This is a genomic window from Deltaproteobacteria bacterium, assembly GCA_016178705.1.
Classification (GTDB): Bacteria; Desulfobacterota; Binatia; order HRBIN30; family JACQVA1; genus JACOST01.
Map to the genome: position 1 here is coordinate 49319 of JACOST010000018.1, position 16556 is coordinate 65874.

Genomic DNA, 16556 nt, shown 5'->3' on the forward strand with positions numbered 1-16556 from the left:
TACGTTGGGCACGTTCCGATTTAGGGTACGGGCTGATTGACCCCGGCCGCAACGGAATGAGACAAGCGGGGCAGTGGATGGACACGTGATACGCAAACCCAAGCGACGCCGCACTGCCGCAGCAACACCGCCTCCGCGGCGCGGCCGCGCCGCCGCGAGTGTGGCCAACGAACGCTACCGCGCGATCTCAGAGTTGGCATCCGACTGGGCCTACGCGTTTCGTGTGGAGCGGGACGGACGACTGGTAAGCGAGTGGGTGACCGATGCGTTTCGGCGCGTCACTGGCTACGCCGAAGGCGATCTCGATGCCCGCGGGGGCTGGCGCGCACTGGTTCATCCCGACGATCTGCCACCCGCGCTGCTACAGAATCAGCGGCTGCTCGCCGGTCACGCCGACGTCACCGAGTTTCGCATCGTCACCAAGCAGGGCGCGGTGCGTTGGATTCGCAATCACTGCCGTCCGGTGTGGAACGACGGCGCGCGCCGCACGGTACGCATCTACGGCGCGGCGCAGGACATCACGGAGTTGAAGCGCTCCATCGCCGAATTGACTGAGTGGAAAGACCGCTACGAGGCAGCGGTCAGGGCCAGCGGCCACATCCTCTACGATTGGAACGCCGGCACCAACGAGGTCACCTTCGCCGGCGACTACGAGCGCATCCTCGGCTACACGCCCGCGGACGTACCCCGTCAGTTGGACGACGCGCTCAGTATGACGCATCCAGATGATCTGGCGCGCTTCGAACGCGAAGTGTCACACGTGCGCCGGACGCGTGAACCGTTTCGACTCGAATATCGCGTGCGGCGCAAGGATGGCCGCTACATCTGCGTGGAGGACCGTGGCTACTTCGTGACCGACAGCACGGGCGCTCTGCACATGGTTGGCTTCTTGATCGATGTCACCGAACAGCGTCGAGCCGAGGAAGAGAAGGCGGTGCTGCTCGAAGTGGCGCGCGATATTACCGGCACACTCGACCTCGACGAGCTGCTGGATCGTGTGCAACGGCGGACCGCGGAAATCCTGCCGTGCGAGACCGTCGCCACGTTCTACTTTCACCCGAGTGAACAAGCTTTCCGCATCGTTTCCCACCACGGCGTACCGCCCGACCTCATCCCTGCGGCGACGGCACTGAAGTTCTCGTACGGCGAGTTGTTCGGCGGGCGGCTGACTGGCGGGCAAACGATTGTGATCAATGATTTCCGTGAGCAGCCTTGGCTGCCAGCCACGATCTACGAGCGCTTTCATCTCGCGGCCTTGGTGGCGGTGCCGCTGCACGTCCGCGGGCGGATGCTGGGTTCTTTGGTGGCGTTCACCCAGACCAGCGGCCGGCGCTTCACCCCCGACCAAGTGCAGTTGTGTGAGAGCATCGGGCGACAGTTGGCCGTGGCCATCGAGGCCTCGGAATTGTACCGCGCGCAGCAAGACGAGGCGGAAGTCGCCGGGGCGTTAGCACGGGTCGGCCGCGAGTTGATCTCCTCGCTGAGCGCACCGGTGGTGCAAGAGCGGCTGTGCCGGCTGACCACCGAGGTGCTCGCCTGTGACTACAGTCACGCGCTCATCTGGGAGCCCGAGGCGGGTGTGTTCAGCGCGGCCTCGGCCTATGGCTACACGTCGGAAGATTGGGAGTCGCTGCGCCTGGTGAAAGTACCGCGGTCGGTGATCGCGCCCCTGTTGGATCGGCTGGAACACGATGGCTTCGTGCAGACCGCCGCCGAGCGGTCCGACCTCCTACCACCCGCGGTGCCGCGAGCCAGCCGCACGTTGCACGTAGCGTTGCGTCGGGGCGACGAGGTCATCGGGATTCTGACCGCCGAATATCGTGATCGCACCGATCCCTTCAGCCTTCGACAGGAGCGGATCAGCCGCGGCATCGCGCATCTGGCCTCGCTCGCGCTGGAGAACGTCCACCTGGTGGCAGCGCTCGAACATGCCAATCGCCTCAAGGCTGACTTCGTCGCGACCATGTCGCACGAGCTGCGCAGTCCGCTGCATGTCATCATCGGCTACAATGATCTGTTGCTCGACGAAATGTTCGGCCACTTGACCGAGGCGCAGGCTGAGACCTTGCAGCGCATTCGCCAGCGCTCTCACGAGTTGCTCGATTTGGTCAACACGACCCTCGATCTGAGCCGGCTCGAAGCGGGCCGGGTGCCGCTCGACCTTCGCCCGGTGCGCCTTGAGCAATTGATCGAGGAACTCGACGCGGAGACGCGTGTGGTGCGCGTCAAGCCCGGCGTCAATTTTGAGTGGGTAAGCGCCCCCGATCTCCCCAACGTGGTGAGCGATCCGCTCAAGCTGCGAGTGATCGTGAAGAACCTGGTTGTGAACGCCCTGAAATTCACCGACGCTGGATCCGTGACTATCACGACGCAACGCCGTGAGGATGGTGTAGAGATCGCCGTGAGTGACACCGGGATTGGCATCGAGCCTGCCATCCAGCCGTTCATATTCGAACCCTTTCGGCAGGCGGACAGCGCGCACGCACGCGGGGCCGGTGGAGTCGGTCTCGGTCTCTACATCGTACGACGACTACTCGACTTGCTCGGCGGTAACGTGACGTTGGAGAGCGAACCCGGTCGCGGCTCGTGTTTCCGCGTGTGGATTCCGCGCACCTACAGCGCCGCCGGCGCGGCCCGTCAACTCACCCGCGAGCGCACGCTAGCTCCGAACTGAGTCTCCGCGATCTTGCTCTCGCGCCACCCGCGCGCTACGCGACCACCATGACCCAACCGGTGCACATCCCTGTCATGCTGCCTGAGGTGCTCGCCCATCTGGTAACCGGCGCGGGCGGCCGCTTCGTCGATGCCACCATCGATGGCGGCGGGCACGCCGCCGCGATCCTGGAGCGCACAGCACCCGCGGGGCGGGTGCTCGGGATCGACCGCGATCCGGATTTGCTCACGGCCTTACGCGGCACGCTCGCGGCGGAAGTCGAGTCGGGCCGCCTCGTGCTCGCCAGCGGGAGCTTCCAGGCTCTGACCACCATCGTCGAAGCCAGGCAATTCGCTCCGGTCGACGGTGTATTGTTCGATCTCGGGCTCAGTTCCTACCACTTCGACGTCAGCGGCCGCGGCTTCAGCTTCATGCGCGGCGAGCCGCTCGACATGCGCTTCGATCCGACCGACACCGCGACTGAAACCGCCGCGGACCTCCTGCGCACACGCACCCACGAGCAGTTGCGGGCGATCTTCCAAAGCTTCGGTGAGGAGCGTTTCTCCGGCCGGATTGCGGGCCGCATCATGATCGAGCGTGAAGCGACGCCGATCACCACCACCGACCAACTGTTCGAGCTGATCGCGACGGCGCTGCCGGCGCGCTTGCGCTGGCGGGCGGCACGCTCTGCGGCGCGTATCTTTCAAGCGCTCCGCATCGCCGTCAACGATGAACTCGAGGCCATCAGTGAAGCCCTGCCACAGGCCCTGGCCCTCCTCAATCCGGGTGGTCGGCTGGTGGTGATCGCCTTCCACTCACTCGAAGATCGCCTGGTGAAACAGTTCTTCGTCGCCGAGCGGGGCGCCGGCCGCGTGCGGGTGGTAACCAAGCGACCGCTGCGCCCGACCGAGGCCGAAGTGGCCACCAATCCACGCGCCGCCAGCGCCAAGCTGCGCGTCGCCGAGAAGTTGTGAAGGGCCCTCTCTTCAACTTGTGCTTGACCGCGTCCATCGCCGCGGCGTAAGTTCGACTCCAAGTGTGCGAGGTCGTTGCTGCACGCTGGACGGATCGGCGGTGAGGGTGGTCGCGAGGATGGTGAGAGATCCAGCGGCAGCCCGCACGGGCTGGCCATGGTGTTGACCCCTACCGCTGAACCAACAGAGAATTCCGTACTGCGCGTTGTTTTGGCCGACGACAGCGCGGATGACTCGCGCCGCACCGTCGCCGCACTTCATAGCGAGTTTCCTCGGCTCAAGGTCATCCAGATCGGCGGTGCCGCAGCGTGGGCGGAAGTGCTCGCCGCTAGTGCGTTTGATCTCGTTGTCACCGAGTACCGTCTGAGCTGGACCACCGGCCTCGCATTGCTGCGCGACACCAAAGCGCGCCGGCCGCACGCCCCGGTGGTCATGGTCACCGAGATCAGCAGCATTGCGGCGGCGGTGGCGGCCATGAAAGCCGGCTTCGACGACTACGTGCCGAAGAACGATCTCGGCCGCTTGACCACCGCCGTGTGGGAAAGCCTCGACCGCGCGCGCCGCCGCAGTGAAGGTAGCGCGGCGGTAGCGGAGTTCAGTCGCTCGGAAGAGCGCTACCGCACCTTACTCGATCTCACGTCGGACTATCCGTTCACCCTCCGGGTCGAACCCGACGGCACGTTGGTACGCGAGCGCTTCGGACGCGATACCCCGATTTTCGGCTACGCGCCGGAGGAGTTCGACGCGCGCGGCGGGTGGGCCAGCGCGATGCATCCCGACGATCTGCCGGGCGTGCTGGCGCTCCTCGATCGTCTGCGCAGCAACGAACAGGCGCAGACCGATGCGCGCTTCGTCACCAAGAGCGGCGAAGTGCGGTGGTCCCGCCTCGTCGCGCGCCCGGTGTGGGATGCGGCGCAGCAGCGTGTCGTGCGCATCCACGGTGCCGCGCAGGACGTCACCGAGCAGAAGCAGGCGGAAGCGGCGCTGCAGGTGTCGCAAGCGCGCTACCGCGCGGTCTCCGAACTCACGTCGGACTTCGCCTACTCGTTGCGGGTCGAGCCCGACGGCAACTTGGTATTCGACTGGGCCACCCCCGCCTTCTCGGCGATCACCGGTTACTCCGTCGAAGAAATGCGTGATAGCGCCAATTGGCCAAGGCGCCTTCATCCGGATGATTTGCCGGTTGCGCTTCAGCACCGCGCTCGCATATTCGCCGGCAAACCCGACGTCTTCGAGTTTCGCATCGTCACCTCCGACGGCTCGCAGCGCTGGCTGCGCAACTACGCCCGCCCGGTATGGGACGAGCCGGCCGGTCGGGTCGTGCAGGTGTTCGGGGCGGCGCAAGACATCACGGACCGCAAGGAAGCGGAGGAACAATTGCGGCATAGCCACGTGCTGCTGCGCGCGATCAGCGAGGGCACGACCGATGCGGTGTTCGTCAAGGATCTGCACGGCCGGTATCTGCTGATCAATTTCGCCGGAGCGCAGGTACTCGGCGTCCCCGTCGACACCGTCATCGGCAAGGATGATACGGCATTCTTCTCGCCCGACACCGCGCGCGAGATCATGACCCGCGACCGCGACGTCATGTTCGCGGGCGAAACGCAAACCTACGAGGAAGTCGGAACCATTGCGGGGACGACCCGTACCTACCTCTCCACGAAAGGGCCGTACCGTGATCCGAGCGGAAACGTCATCGGATTGTTCGGCATCTCGCGGGACATCAGTGAGCGCAAGCGCGCTGAGGAAGCGTTGCGTGAGAGCGAAGAGCGCTTCCGAGCCGTCGCCGAGACGGCCAAGTCTGCGATCTTCATCCAAGGCGAGACCTTCCGCTACGCGAATCCTGCCACTGAAGCCATCACCGGATACTCGCAGACCGAGATCCTGAAGATGAATTTCTGGGACGTGCTCCATCCGGACTTTCGAGAACAGGTACGGATCCTTCCGTTTGCGCAGCCGCCCGATGAGCCAAGGGTACGGCACTCGGAGATCAAGATCAGTACCAAAAGCGGCGAAGCACGCTGGCTTGACGCGGCCGGGGCGATCGTGGAGATCGGCGGACAACCGGCTGTGCTCGGGATCGCGTTCGACATTTCCGAACGCGTGCGCGCGACCGAAGCGCTGCAGGCCAGCGAGGAACGCTATCGCGAACTAGTGGAGAACGCCGAGGATATCATCTTCTCAATCGATCCAACCGGACAGATCACATCGATCAACCAGGCGGTGGAAGGGATCACTGGCTACACCCGTGCCGAAGCCATGGCGATGAACTTCGTCTCGGCGATTGCCCCCGACCAGCTCGCGCACGCGCAAGAGGCCTTCCTGCGCCAACTGCAGGGCAACAAGACCCCGGCCTTCGAACTCGACCTGATCGGAAAGCACGGGCAGCGCATCACGTTCGAAGTAACCTCCAGCACGCAGTATCGGGAGAGTGTAGCGGTGGCGATCGACGGCATTGCGCGCGACATCACCGAACGACGGCGCGGGGAAGCCGAGAAGGCGGCGCTGCTCGAAGTCGCTCGCGACATCAGTGGGACGCTCGATTTCTCCGAGCTGCTCGCACGCGTGCAACGACGCACCGCTCAAGTGCTGCCGTGCGATGCGGTCATCACTTTCTCGTGGGACAACGCGCAGCAAGCCGAGCGCGCCATTTCGCATTGTGGCATGGCCCCGCATTCGGCGGCCGACCTCGACGCGCTCACGTTCGGGCAGCCCCTGTTCAGCGACCAGGAGCGCGCTGCCGAGGCGCTGGTGATCAATGACATTCACGCTCAGCCGTGGGTTCCGGTCGAGATCTGTGAACGCTTTCATATTACCGCCCTCATCGCCGCACCGTTGCACATGCGCGACAGGCAGTTCGGCACGTTGGTCGCCTTCAGCCGTTCCCCCGGCCACGCGTTCAGTGCGCGCCAGGCGGAGCTGCTCGACGCCATCGCGCGCCAGCTGGCGGTCGCCATCGAGGCCAGCGAATTGTATGAGGCATTGGAGGAAGAAGCGGCGGTCTCCAGCGCCCTCGCCCGTGTCGGACAAGAATTGATCGGGTCGCTCGATCACGGCGTGCTCGTCGATCGCTTGTGTCGACTCACCCGTGAGGTGTTGGGGTGTGACTACAGCCACGCCTATCTGTTGCACCGGAACGGCGAGGTGTTCGTGCCCTCGGGCAACGCTGGCGATCCGATGGAGCAGTGGGACGCGTTCCGCGTACTGCATCTGCCACGGACTCACCTGGTCAAGCTGCTCGAGCGGATCGAGCGCGATGAGGTGGCGCAGGTGGTCAACGATGAACCGGCCGATTTGCTACTGGGTGAACGGCCGAGTCTCTTCGGGGTCACCGTGACCATGTTCCTGCCGCTGCGCCACGGCGGCCAGATTTTCGGGCTGCTCACTGCGGGCTATCGCGGCCGACTCTTGCCGTTCAGCGAGCAGCAGCAACGTACCGCGCGAGGGGTCGCGCAACTCGCGTCCGTCGCGCTCACCAACGCCCACCTGGTTGAGGAGCTGGCGCGAGCGAACCGACTGAAGTCAGACTTCGTCGCCACCATGTCGCACGAGCTCCGGACGCCGCTGAACATCATCATGGGATACCATGATCTCCTGCTCGATGGCGCGTTCGGGCCGCTCGCACCGGAACAGGCCTCGCGCCTCCGGCGCGCCGACTACAGCGCGCGTCAGCTCCTCGAGTTGATCAATGCAACACTCGATCTCAGTCGACTGGAATCGGGGCGAGTACCGCTGGATCTGCGCGAGACAGGTCTAGGTGATCTGTTAGCCGAGGTCGACAACGAGCTGCGCGAGTTGCGGCAGCAGAAGCCGAGCGTCCAGTTCGTTTCGCACTTGGCGCCCGAGTTGCCGTCGCTACAAACCGATCCGCTCAAGTTGAAGGTCGTGGTAAAAAATGTGATCGCCAACGCGTTGAAGTTCACGCCTCGAGGTCAGGTGAGTCTCGAAGCGCACGCGCGTGATGGGGGCGTGGAGATCAATGTCGCCGACACTGGCGTCGGTATCGCGCCGGAGTCACTAGGGGTGATCTTCGAACCGTTTCGCCAGGTAGACGGCTCGTCCACGCGCCGCTACGGCGGGGTTGGGCTTGGCCTGTACGTGGCGCGCCGCTTGGTAGACATGCTGGGCGGGACAATCACCGTCGACAGCGAGGTCGATCGCGGCTCGACCTTCCACATCTGGGTACCGACCGACACCCGCTCGGCGCGGCAAGCGGAGACCGGGTGACGCCAAGCGGCGGCCGACGATATCCGCTCAGCTCAACTCCTTGCTCGAGTAGCCCAGAATCCGGCGCGCGATGATGAGCAGATTGATCTGTTGGGTACCTTCGAAGATGTCGTTGATCTTGGCATCGCGCATCCACTTCTCGAGCAGGATCTTGCGCGAGTAGCCGATCGGTCCCAGCAGCTCGACGGCCTTTTGCGTCACTTGAGTGACCGCGAGCCCCGCCTTCGCCTTGCACATCGAAGCTTCCAAGTTGTTCTGCATTCCTTGGTCCATCATCCAACATGCGCGCCACGTGAGCAGGCGCGCGGCTTGGAGGTTGGCCTCCATATCCATGAAATCGCGCTCGATGGTGGTGAGGGTGTGCGCGGGTGCGCCGTAACGAATGGCGACGCCTTCCTTGGCGAGCGCCTCGCGGGTGTAGTCGAGCGCCGCGCGGCCGATGCCCAACGCGCTCGCGGCGACGATCGGACGCGTCGAGTCGAAGGTGGCCATGACTCCCTTGAAACCTTCGGTAGTTTTTTTCACCTCGGCGGTACCGAGCAAATTGTTGAGCGGGATGCGGCAGTCCTCGAACACGATGGTGGCGGTGTCTGAGGCGCGGATGCCCATCTTCTTTTCGAGGCCGGTGACGGTCATGCCGGACGTGTGGTGGTCGACGACGAAGGCCTTGATCCCGCCGCGGCCGGCGGACTTGTCAACGGTGGCCCAGACGACCACAAAGCCTTCCGATTTCTCGACCGCCATATAGCCGCTGGTGCAAAAGATCTTGGTGCCGTTGAGCACCCACTGGTCACCGTCGCGCACCGCGGTGGTGGTGATCGCGGCAGAGTCGGAACCGCAGCTCGGCTCGGTGATCGCCATCGCCCCCCACTTGGGTGCGCCTTCCTTGAAGCGCGCGAGGAAGCGCTCCTTCTGCTCAGGCGTGCCGGCGGCCATCACCGCGGCGCCGCCGAGGCCGGGGTTGGGGATGCTCAGATAGAGGCCAGCATCGCCCCACGACAGCTCTTCGATCGTGACCGCGGCGCCGAGGCTGCGGGTGGCAGGACCATCTTTTTTCGCCGCCTTGCCATCGCCGCCGATGCTGACCGGACTCATCTTCGATGCGTTCCACATCATATCGAAGAACTCCATCGGCTTGTCGTGCTCGTGCTCATCGTATTCGCGCGAAATGGGTCGCATCGCCGATTCCGCCAGCATGTGAATCATGTCGCGGCTGCGTGCGATGTCGGCGGACAATTCGAAGTCGATCATGGTGACCTCCGTTTTCTCACTCTCGTACATTCGGGACCCGTGAAAACCACGGTCCTCTAGATCATTACCAGACCCTCGAAGGTGGCGATGCCACGCCCGTTGCGCGCCCACAACTCGACCGGATGCTCGCGAATATAGCCGTGGCCGCCAAGCACCTGCACGGCGTTGTCGGTGACCTTCATCACCATGCTGGCGGCGTAGTGTTTGGCGAGTACCGCCTCGCGGGTGGCGTCTTCACCACGATCGATCTTCCACGCCGCTTCCCAGGCGAGTAACCGGGTGGCGTCGATCTCGATCGCCATCTCGGCGAGCATGAACGCGATCGCTTGCTTCTGCGCGATGGCGACGCCGAAGGCTTTGCGGTCTTTGGCGTAGTCGCGCGCGTACTCGAAGGCGGCGCGCGCCACGCCGACCGCCAGCGCGGCCAAGCCCACGCGCGAGCGGTTCATCAACGCGGGGAAATCGCACGCCAGTTGGTTGGCCGCCGGCACCGTGCACTTGTCGAAATCCATCTCGGTGGTTTCGAGCGCCTTGATACCCATGTTCTGCTCACGCTCGATACGGACGATGCCCGCGGCGCCCTTGTCGACGAGAAATCCGCTGGCCACGCCGTCGCTGGTCCGTGCGTAGACCAACACCTGTTCAGCACTGCCACCAATGGGGACAAAGCACTTCGCACCGCTGAGGGTGAAGCTGCCGTCGCTGCGCTGCGCGGTCGTACTTAGCTGGGCGAGGTCGAAACCGAAGCGCGGCTCCATCACCGCGGCAGTCGCGGCCCGAAATTGATTCGCGCCGAATGCCGGCAGGATGCGCTGTTGCTGTTCGGGCGTGCCGGCGAGAATGATCGGATAGAGCAGCAGCCGCGGCGCCAGCAGATGAAGGGCAATCGCGAGATCGCCCCACGCGAGTTCCTCCGCCACCAGCGCGCCGCTGATCGCCGAAATGGGCTCGCCGGCCCCGCCGTGCGCTTCCGGGATCACGCTCTGCACCAGCCCCAATCCCCAGCCTTGCTGAATCAGCGCGCTCGGGATCGCACCGGTCTCGTCCGCCTCGTGGGCGGCCGGACGGATCTGTTCCTGGGCGAAGCTCGCGACCGTGTCGCGAATGAGCTGTTGGTCTTCGCTCGGTTGGAAACTCACCATGGTTAGCTCCTCCTCCCGCGCGGCTTTGCGGGCGCCGCGGCACGTGTGCGGCGATGATTGTGATTCGAGTGCGAGTCGGCGGCGAGCCAGCCGAGGTACTGCTCGATGAATGCGTCGAGTGTGGCCTGCAGCGAGATCGCCTTCGTATCCTGATAGTACTGGATCTCCGCCCCCATGACGGCACCGGCGTACACTTCGGCGGCAACCGCGGCATCGACGTTGGGGCGGAATTCTCCGTGGCGTTGCCCACTCTGCACCAGGGTTCGCAAGAACGTCCTGAAGCGCTGCATCATGGCCCGGAACTCCGCCGACAACGGCGCGTTGGTGTCGAGCGCTTCGACCATCAGCGTGATGATCATGCGCCGGTGATTGCTCTTGGTGGCGTGGTCGAGACACACCTGCGCAACCTGCCGCAAGCGCTCGGCTGCGGACGTCACCGCCCGCACCTCGCCGACCACGCGGTTCTCCCACTGTCCGACCCGGCTTTTGACCGCCTCGAAGAGCAGCTCGCCTTTGTCTTTGAAGTGATAGTACAGCGCGCCCTTCGTCACCCCCGCCTCGCGCGCGATGCGGTCGATCGAGGTCGCCTGGTAACCGAAGCGTGCGAAGCAATCGATGGCGACATCGAGCAGCTCACGCCGCGATTCGCCGCCTCGGCTCTGCGCTGTCGCCTGCATACTGAACGTTCAGTATGCTGATTTGACGCCCCGTGTCAATGGGATTGTTCGCCGCCGACACGGGTTGGCGCACCCCGAATTGACTCGCCGTCAGCCCGGACATAAGCGTGGCGGCGATGACGATGAGGGCGGATGACTGGATCGCGGCCGAGTTGGCGCGCCGCGAGGCGGCCGGACTGCGGCGCGCGTTGCGCTGGATCGAGTCGGCGCAGGACGCCTGGGTTACGCTCGACGATCGGCGCGTGCTGATGCTGTGCTCGAACAATTACCTCGGTCTCGCCAATCATCCAGCGGTAGTCGAAGCCGCGTGCGCGGCTGCGCGCGATCAAGGATTCGGAGCGGGGGCGTCACGATTGGTTTCGGGCTCGATGCGTGCGCATCGTGAGCTTGAAGAGCGGCTCGCGGCCTTCAAAGGCACCGAAGCGGCGATCCTGTTCAACTCAGGGTACCACGCCAACGTCGGCGTGATCGCGGCGCTGGTTGGCGACGGCGATCTCGTGTGCAGCGACGCACTCAATCACGCCAGCCTGATCGACGGTTGCCGCCTCTCGCGAGCGCAGTTGCGAGTCTACGGACATTGCGACCTCAGCCAACTCGAGAGCGCGCTGCGCACGCCGGCGCGGCGCAAGTTGATCGTCACCGATTCGGTGTTCAGCATGGATGGTGACATCGCGCCGCTGCGCGAGATCGGCGCACTGGCCGAGCGTCACAGCGCCATGGTGATGGTCGACGAGGCACACGCCACCGGCGTGCTCGGCCCATCGGGTGCCGGCGCGGTCGAATTGTTGGGCGTCAAGGATGCAATGACCGTCCAGATGGGGACGCTCGGCAAGGCGCTCGGCTCGTTTGGCGCCTTCGTTGCTGGCAGCCGCCAGCTCATCGACTTCCTCGTCAACACGGCGCGCAGCTTGATTTACACCACCGCGTTACCTCCACCGGTGGTCGCCGCGGCAGCAGCGGCGCTGATGGTGGTTGAGACCGAGCCGACCCGCCGCGCGCGTGCGCTGGCCAACGCAGCACACTTGGCCGCAGGTGTGCGCGCGCTCGGCTTCGCGGTGGCTGCCGAAGGTACGCCGATCGTTCCAGTGCTCATCGGCGATGCGAGCGAGACGATGCGCGATTGCGAACAGTTGCTGCTCGATGGCGTGTTCGTGCAAGGCATCCGGCCACCGACAGTGCCCGTCGGCACGTCGCGTCTGCGCGCGACAACCATGGCGACGCACCGGCCGGACGAGATTGAAGGGGCGCTTGCCGCCTTCGCGCGTGTCGCCGGCCAGCGCAGCGTCGCCCACGCATGACGACCTTCCCCGAACCGACGGGGTTCTTCGAACTCGCCGAGTGGGATCACAAGTATCTCTGGCACCCGTTCACGCAGATGCGCGATTGGCTCGCGCAAGAACCGCTGATCATCGTGCGCGGCGAGGGCAACTATCTCATCGACGCGCAGGGTCGACGCTACATCGATGGCGTATCTTCGTTGTGGTGCAACGTTCACGGCCATCGCAAGGCGGAACTCGACACGGCATTGCACGCGCAGATCGATCGCATCGCCCACACCACGATGCTCGGCCTTTCCAACGTGCCGGCAATCGAACTGGCGCGGCGGCTGATCGCGATCGCGCCGGCCGGATTGACTCGCGTCTTCTACTCCGACGCCGGCGCGACTGCGGTCGAGATCGCACTCAAACTCGCGTATCAATATTGGCAACTCAAGGGCCAGCCGCAGCGAGACACGTTCGTGTCGCTTACCGAGTCGTACCATGGTGATACGCTCGGCGCGGTCAGCGTCGGTTATTCGGAGGCCTTCCACCGCTACTTCAAGCCGCTGCTGTTCCCCTGCGAGCGGCTCAATCCACCTCACGTGTTCCGCTGGCAGCGTGGCGCGTCGGAGCCGCAGGCCCTGGCGATGGCCGTACAAGAAGCGGCGGAGCTGTTCACCGATCGTGGCGATCACATCGCGGCGTTGATCATTGAGCCAATGATGCAGGGTGCCGCGGGCATGTGGAGCCAACCCCAAGGCTACCTGGCTGCGTTGCGCGAGCTGACTCACAAGGCCGGCACATTGTTGATCTGCGATGAGGTGGCCACCGGCTTCGGCCGCACCGGGAAGATGTTCGCGGTCGAACACGACCGTATCAGTCCCGATATCCTGTGCGTGGGTAAGGGCATCACTGGCGGCTACCTGCCGCTGGCAGCGACGCTGACCTCGGAGGAAATATTCGCCGCGTTCCTCGCGCCGTACCAAGACTTCAAAACCTTCTTCCATGGGCACACGTACACCGGCAATCCGCTCGGCTGTGCCGTGGCGCTCGCCAACTTGGAGCTGTTCGACAACGAGCGGGTCATCGATCGGGTGGCCAGCCGCTCCGCGCAACTCGCCCAGATTTTGCGTTCGGATTTTGCTCGCCTCGCGCACGTCGGCGACATTCGCCAGTGGGGACTGATGGTCGGAATCGAATTGGTTCGAAACGTGGCCACGCGCGCACCCTACGACCCAGCGGATCGGGTCGGGGCGCGCGTGGTCGAACGAGCCCGCGCCCTCGGCGTGATCCTGCGCCCGCTCGGCAACGTGATCGTGCTCATGCCGCCACTGAGCATCACCGCTCACGAGCTGGTGACCCTGTGTCACGTGACCCGCCAGGCGATAGACGAGGTGACGCGTTAGGTCGCATAGCGTCGCGTTCGTAACACCTGCAAAGTTTTAGTCACTTTTTGCGCACACAACCGTCCAGTTCACAGGACAGTTTGCTGGGTACGGCTCAGTGCGGCTCGCCGGTCGAGGTACGGCATGAGCATTGCTGCTTCGTCGAGTACGGCGGAGGATAAAGATGCAGCCCCCATTTGCAGAAGTCATCGGGTTTGAAGGCGACGATCTCCTTGAGTTGGATCGGCTCCCCGGCGTTCCGCTCCTCGGGTTCCTGTCTGGAACCGTGATCAGCCTCGGATTGTGGGCGCTGATCAGTTGGGTGGCGCTCCATCTGGTCGCCTGAGCATCCGTTTCCTTTCGAGCGTCATCTGTTACAAAGGGCTGGTCGCCGGACGAGCCCGTGCCTTCTCCCAACACGATTCTCATCACTGGTACCGACACGGGGGTCGGGAAGACCACCGTCGCCGCCGGATTGGCCGCTGCGCTGCGGACCCAAGGAACCCGCGTCGGGGTCCTCAAGCCGGCGGAAACTGGTTGTGCGCTCGCCGTCACCGGCGAGCGCATTGCCATCGATGCTCAACGGTTAGCGTTTTTCTCGGGCTGTGATGCGGCCGACGACCTCATCTGCCCGTACCGCTTTCGCGATCCGCTCGCGCCCCGCGTGGCCGCCGAACGGGAGGGACGGACAATCGACATCAACGTCATCGCAACCGCCAACGAACACCTCGCTGCCACTCACGACGTGGTGTTGGTGGAAGGCGCCGGTGGTCTGCTGGTCCCGCTTGTTGATGCCTTCACGTTCGCCGACCTATGTCGGCGGCTGCACGGACGCTTGGTGGTCGTGGTCGGCAACAAACTCGGCGCGATCAATCACGCATTGCTCACCCTGCGGCACGCGCAACAGGTTGGCTTGCCGCTCGTCGGCTACGTGGTGAATGCGCTGACTCCAACTCACGATCTGGCCGCAGAGACGAACGTCGGCCTGCTGCATGAGCTGCTCGGGCCACCGCTCGGCGTGATCCCCTGGCTCGGCGCGGTGAACCAAACTGCGGCCGACCGCGAACGTCTCGCCCGGTTGTTCGCCGACCGCGTCGATCTCAACGCGTTGCGCTGACTCTATCGTCGCAGCGCGGCGGCAATGACGGCTTGATAGACGACTTTCAGCGGTACCCGTTTCTCGTTCGCCAGCCGGCGGCAGTCTTCGTACTCGGGAGCAACATTCTCGCGGCCGTCGGGGCCGCGCGCGATCTTCACGCTGGCGGTTCCAAATTCCGTCGTGACCTGTATCGTTTCGCGCGGCAGGATCTGGCGTCGCACCGCGTGATAACGCACGCCAATCGCCGTGGTCTCAGCGAAAATGATCGCGGCCAATCGCTCGCGATCGATCTCGGTACACAACACGTTGAGCACGATGCCAGGGCGATTTTTCTTCATGTGCACCGGCGTTAGGTACACGTCGCGCGCGCCGCCGGTGAGCAGGCGCTCGATGACATGGTCGAAGAGTTCGGGGTTCGCGTCGTCGATGTTGGTGGCGATCAGCACGAGTTCGTCTTCACCGAGCGCAGCAATCGACTCACCCAGGACAAGGCGCAAGACGTTGGGCCGGTCGGCGAGACGGCGAGTACCGGCACCGTAGCCGACGGCCGTGATGCGCATCGGTGGCGCGCTCGATCGCGCAAGTGCGGCAACAATCGCGGCGCCGGTCGGCGTCACCAGCTCGCCTTCGCCATCTTCGGCGCGGACCGGCAGCCCACGCAGCAATTCGACCGTCGCCGGCGCTGGCACCGGCAGCGGCCCGTGTTGCGTGTGCACGATGCCCGAGCCGAGCGGTAACGGCGACACGTATGCCGCTTCGATGCCGAGCGCCGCGAAGCCGATCGCCGTGCCGACCACATCGACGATCGCGTCGACCGCGCCGACTTCGTGGAACTCGACATCATCCGACGCGATGCCATGGACGCGTCCCTCGGCCTCCGCCAGCCGCGTGAAGATCGCCAGCGCTGTGGTCTTCACCGCGGCACTGAGCCCGCTGTCGTGGATCAGCGCGCGAATGGTGCGAAATGGACGGTGATGATGCGCGTGCCCGTGATCATGATGATCATGCACATGGACCGAAAACTGAGTCGCCCCGATGCCGTTGACCTGCACCTGGGCGGCGTCCAACTCGTAGCCGGCGACGGGTAGTTGCTGCAATTCCGCTTTGAGTCGATCGAGGGACAAGCCGAGCGCGAGCAACGCGCCAACGGTCATGTCGCCGCTGACGCCGGAGAACGCGTCGAAGTAGGCGATGCGCATGCGGTCATCGTAGCACGCGGGCAGCCGCGACCGGCAACCACGCGCGCAGTACCGAACTAGAACGGACGGGGGAACTCGCCGCTGTGCGACGTGTACTGCTTCATCTGGATGCGCATGGCCATCTCGCTCACGCGAAACACGCGCGCCATCTCGCGCACCACGGTGTCCGGATAGTCATGACGCAAGCGATAGGGCAGATGTTGATCCAGCATCCACAGCGGTACGAGTAACGCGGCCGCACCAAAATCCGCTTCGCGTTCGAGCAATGGACGCTGTCCTTCGACGTGCTCGGTGGTGCGACAGGCCGTCAGGTCTTGCAACTGCCCGCGCGCGAAGTGAAGTTCGGCGTGAATGATCTCATGCGCGAGGGTGAAGCGCAGGCGCGGGCGCGGATTATCTTTGCGCAGATGAATCGTCTTCTGCTCGCCGTCGGGGGTTAGGAACAACTGCCCATCGAGGCCGAGCGGCAACTCGACTTCAAACACCTTGTAGGAATCGTGCGCGCTCAGAAACGGCTCGAAATGAAACGGCGGGTGCCGAAAATCGACGCGACGGTGGATGTCATCAACGATAGCTTGCGCGGCATCGTAATGCGGCGTCGGACGAGCGGAGCGGGGACGCTTGGTGTTCGGCACGGGAGCCTCCTGAATTTTGGAAAGGGGCAGCTTGTACCATGCAGCAAACGTTGCC

At 64.4% G+C, this 16556-nt stretch carries 12 protein-coding genes; 7 read left to right on the forward strand and 5 right to left on the reverse strand.

The window, feature by feature from the left end:
- Nucleotides 1–85: 85 nt before the first annotated feature.
- From HYR72_13685 to HYR72_13695, 3 genes are all read left to right on the forward strand, one after another.
- Complete coding sequence (locus HYR72_13685; GenBank protein MBI1816026.1) at nucleotides 86–2674, forward strand: PAS domain-containing protein; 2589 nt, start codon at nucleotides 86–88, stop codon at nucleotides 2672–2674.
- Between the two features lie 47 nt (nucleotides 2675–2721).
- Entirely contained in the window at nucleotides 2722–3627 is a 906-nt protein-coding gene (rsmH, locus tag HYR72_13690) for a 16S rRNA (cytosine(1402)-N(4))-methyltransferase RsmH (GenBank protein ID MBI1816027.1), read from the forward strand.
- 156 nt (nucleotides 3628–3783) lie between these two features.
- Entirely contained in the window at nucleotides 3784–7854 is a 4071-nt protein-coding gene (locus HYR72_13695; GenBank protein ID MBI1816028.1) for a PAS domain S-box protein, read from the forward strand.
- A 27-nt stretch (nucleotides 7855–7881) separates the two neighbouring features.
- Here HYR72_13695 and HYR72_13700 read toward each other — a convergent pair whose 3' ends face one another.
- The 3 genes from HYR72_13700 to HYR72_13710 are packed head-to-tail and all read right to left on the reverse strand — an operon-like array spanning nucleotide 7882 to nucleotide 10924.
- Complete coding sequence (locus HYR72_13700) at nucleotides 7882–9105, reverse strand: acyl-CoA dehydrogenase family protein (GenBank protein ID MBI1816029.1); 1224 nt, start codon at nucleotides 9103–9105, stop codon at nucleotides 7882–7884.
- Nucleotides 9106–9161: 56 nt separating this feature from the next.
- On the reverse strand, nucleotides 9162–10247 hold the full coding sequence (locus HYR72_13705) for an acyl-CoA dehydrogenase family protein (protein MBI1816030.1): 1086 nt from the start codon (nucleotides 10245–10247) through the stop codon (nucleotides 9162–9164).
- A gap of 2 nt (nucleotides 10248–10249) precedes the next feature.
- Complete coding sequence (locus HYR72_13710) at nucleotides 10250–10924, reverse strand: TetR/AcrR family transcriptional regulator (GenBank protein MBI1816031.1); 675 nt, start codon at nucleotides 10922–10924, stop codon at nucleotides 10250–10252.
- A 116-nt stretch (nucleotides 10925–11040) separates the two neighbouring features.
- On the opposite strand from HYR72_13710, the gene bioF reads away from it, so the two are divergent.
- The 4 genes from bioF (at nucleotide 11041) to bioD (ending at nucleotide 14685) form a co-directional block, all read left to right on the forward strand.
- Entirely contained in the window at nucleotides 11041–12222 is a 1182-nt protein-coding gene (bioF, locus tag HYR72_13715; protein ID MBI1816032.1) for an 8-amino-7-oxononanoate synthase, read from the forward strand.
- Complete coding sequence (gene bioA / locus HYR72_13720; GenBank protein ID MBI1816033.1) at nucleotides 12219–13589, forward strand: adenosylmethionine--8-amino-7-oxononanoate transaminase; 1371 nt, start codon at nucleotides 12219–12221, stop codon at nucleotides 13587–13589. The genes bioF and bioA overlap by 4 nt, the downstream gene beginning before the upstream one ends.
- 163 nt (nucleotides 13590–13752) lie before the next feature.
- Complete coding sequence (locus HYR72_13725) at nucleotides 13753–13914, forward strand: hypothetical protein (GenBank protein MBI1816034.1); 162 nt, start codon at nucleotides 13753–13755, stop codon at nucleotides 13912–13914.
- Between the two features lie 57 nt (nucleotides 13915–13971).
- Nucleotides 13972–14685, forward strand: coding sequence for a dethiobiotin synthase (gene bioD, locus HYR72_13730; GenBank protein ID MBI1816035.1), 714 nt, complete (start codon nucleotides 13972–13974; stop codon nucleotides 14683–14685).
- 2 nt (nucleotides 14686–14687) lie between these two features.
- Here bioD and larC read toward each other — a convergent pair whose 3' ends face one another.
- Complete coding sequence (larC, locus tag HYR72_13735) at nucleotides 14688–15866, reverse strand: nickel pincer cofactor biosynthesis protein LarC (protein ID MBI1816036.1); 1179 nt, start codon at nucleotides 15864–15866, stop codon at nucleotides 14688–14690.
- 56 nt (nucleotides 15867–15922) lie between these two features.
- Nucleotides 15923–16501: an ImmA/IrrE family metallo-endopeptidase gene (locus HYR72_13740; GenBank protein MBI1816037.1), complete on the reverse strand. Its 579-nt coding sequence runs from the start codon at nucleotides 16499–16501 to the stop codon at nucleotides 15923–15925.
- Nucleotides 16502–16556: the final 55 nt, after the last annotated feature.

What these genes read in the sequence shown, in the direction of transcription:
- HYR72_13700 (MBI1816029.1), bottom strand. Translation starts at nt 9,105, where the DNA reads ATGATCGACTTCGAATTGTCCGCCGACATCGCACGCAGCCGCGACATG.
- bioA (MBI1816033.1), top strand. Translation starts at nt 12,219, where the DNA reads ATGACGACCTTCCCCGAACCGACGGGGTTCTTCGAACTCGCCGAGTGG.
- HYR72_13725 (MBI1816034.1), top strand. Translation starts at nt 13,753, where the DNA reads ATGCAGCCCCCATTTGCAGAAGTCATCGGGTTTGAAGGCGACGATCTC.
- bioF (MBI1816032.1), top strand. Translation starts at nt 11,041, where the DNA reads ATGACGATGAGGGCGGATGACTGGATCGCGGCCGAGTTGGCGCGCCGC.
- HYR72_13705 (MBI1816030.1), bottom strand. Translation starts at nt 10,247, where the DNA reads ATGGTGAGTTTCCAACCGAGCGAAGACCAACAGCTCATTCGCGACACG.
- HYR72_13710 (MBI1816031.1), bottom strand. Translation starts at nt 10,924, where the DNA reads ATGCAGGCGACAGCGCAGAGCCGAGGCGGCGAATCGCGGCGTGAGCTG.
- rsmH (MBI1816027.1), top strand. Translation starts at nt 2,722, where the DNA reads ATGACCCAACCGGTGCACATCCCTGTCATGCTGCCTGAGGTGCTCGCC.
- larC (MBI1816036.1), bottom strand. Translation starts at nt 15,866, where the DNA reads ATGCGCATCGCCTACTTCGACGCGTTCTCCGGCGTCAGCGGCGACATG.
- HYR72_13695 (MBI1816028.1), top strand. Translation starts at nt 3,784, where the DNA reads ATGGTGTTGACCCCTACCGCTGAACCAACAGAGAATTCCGTACTGCGC.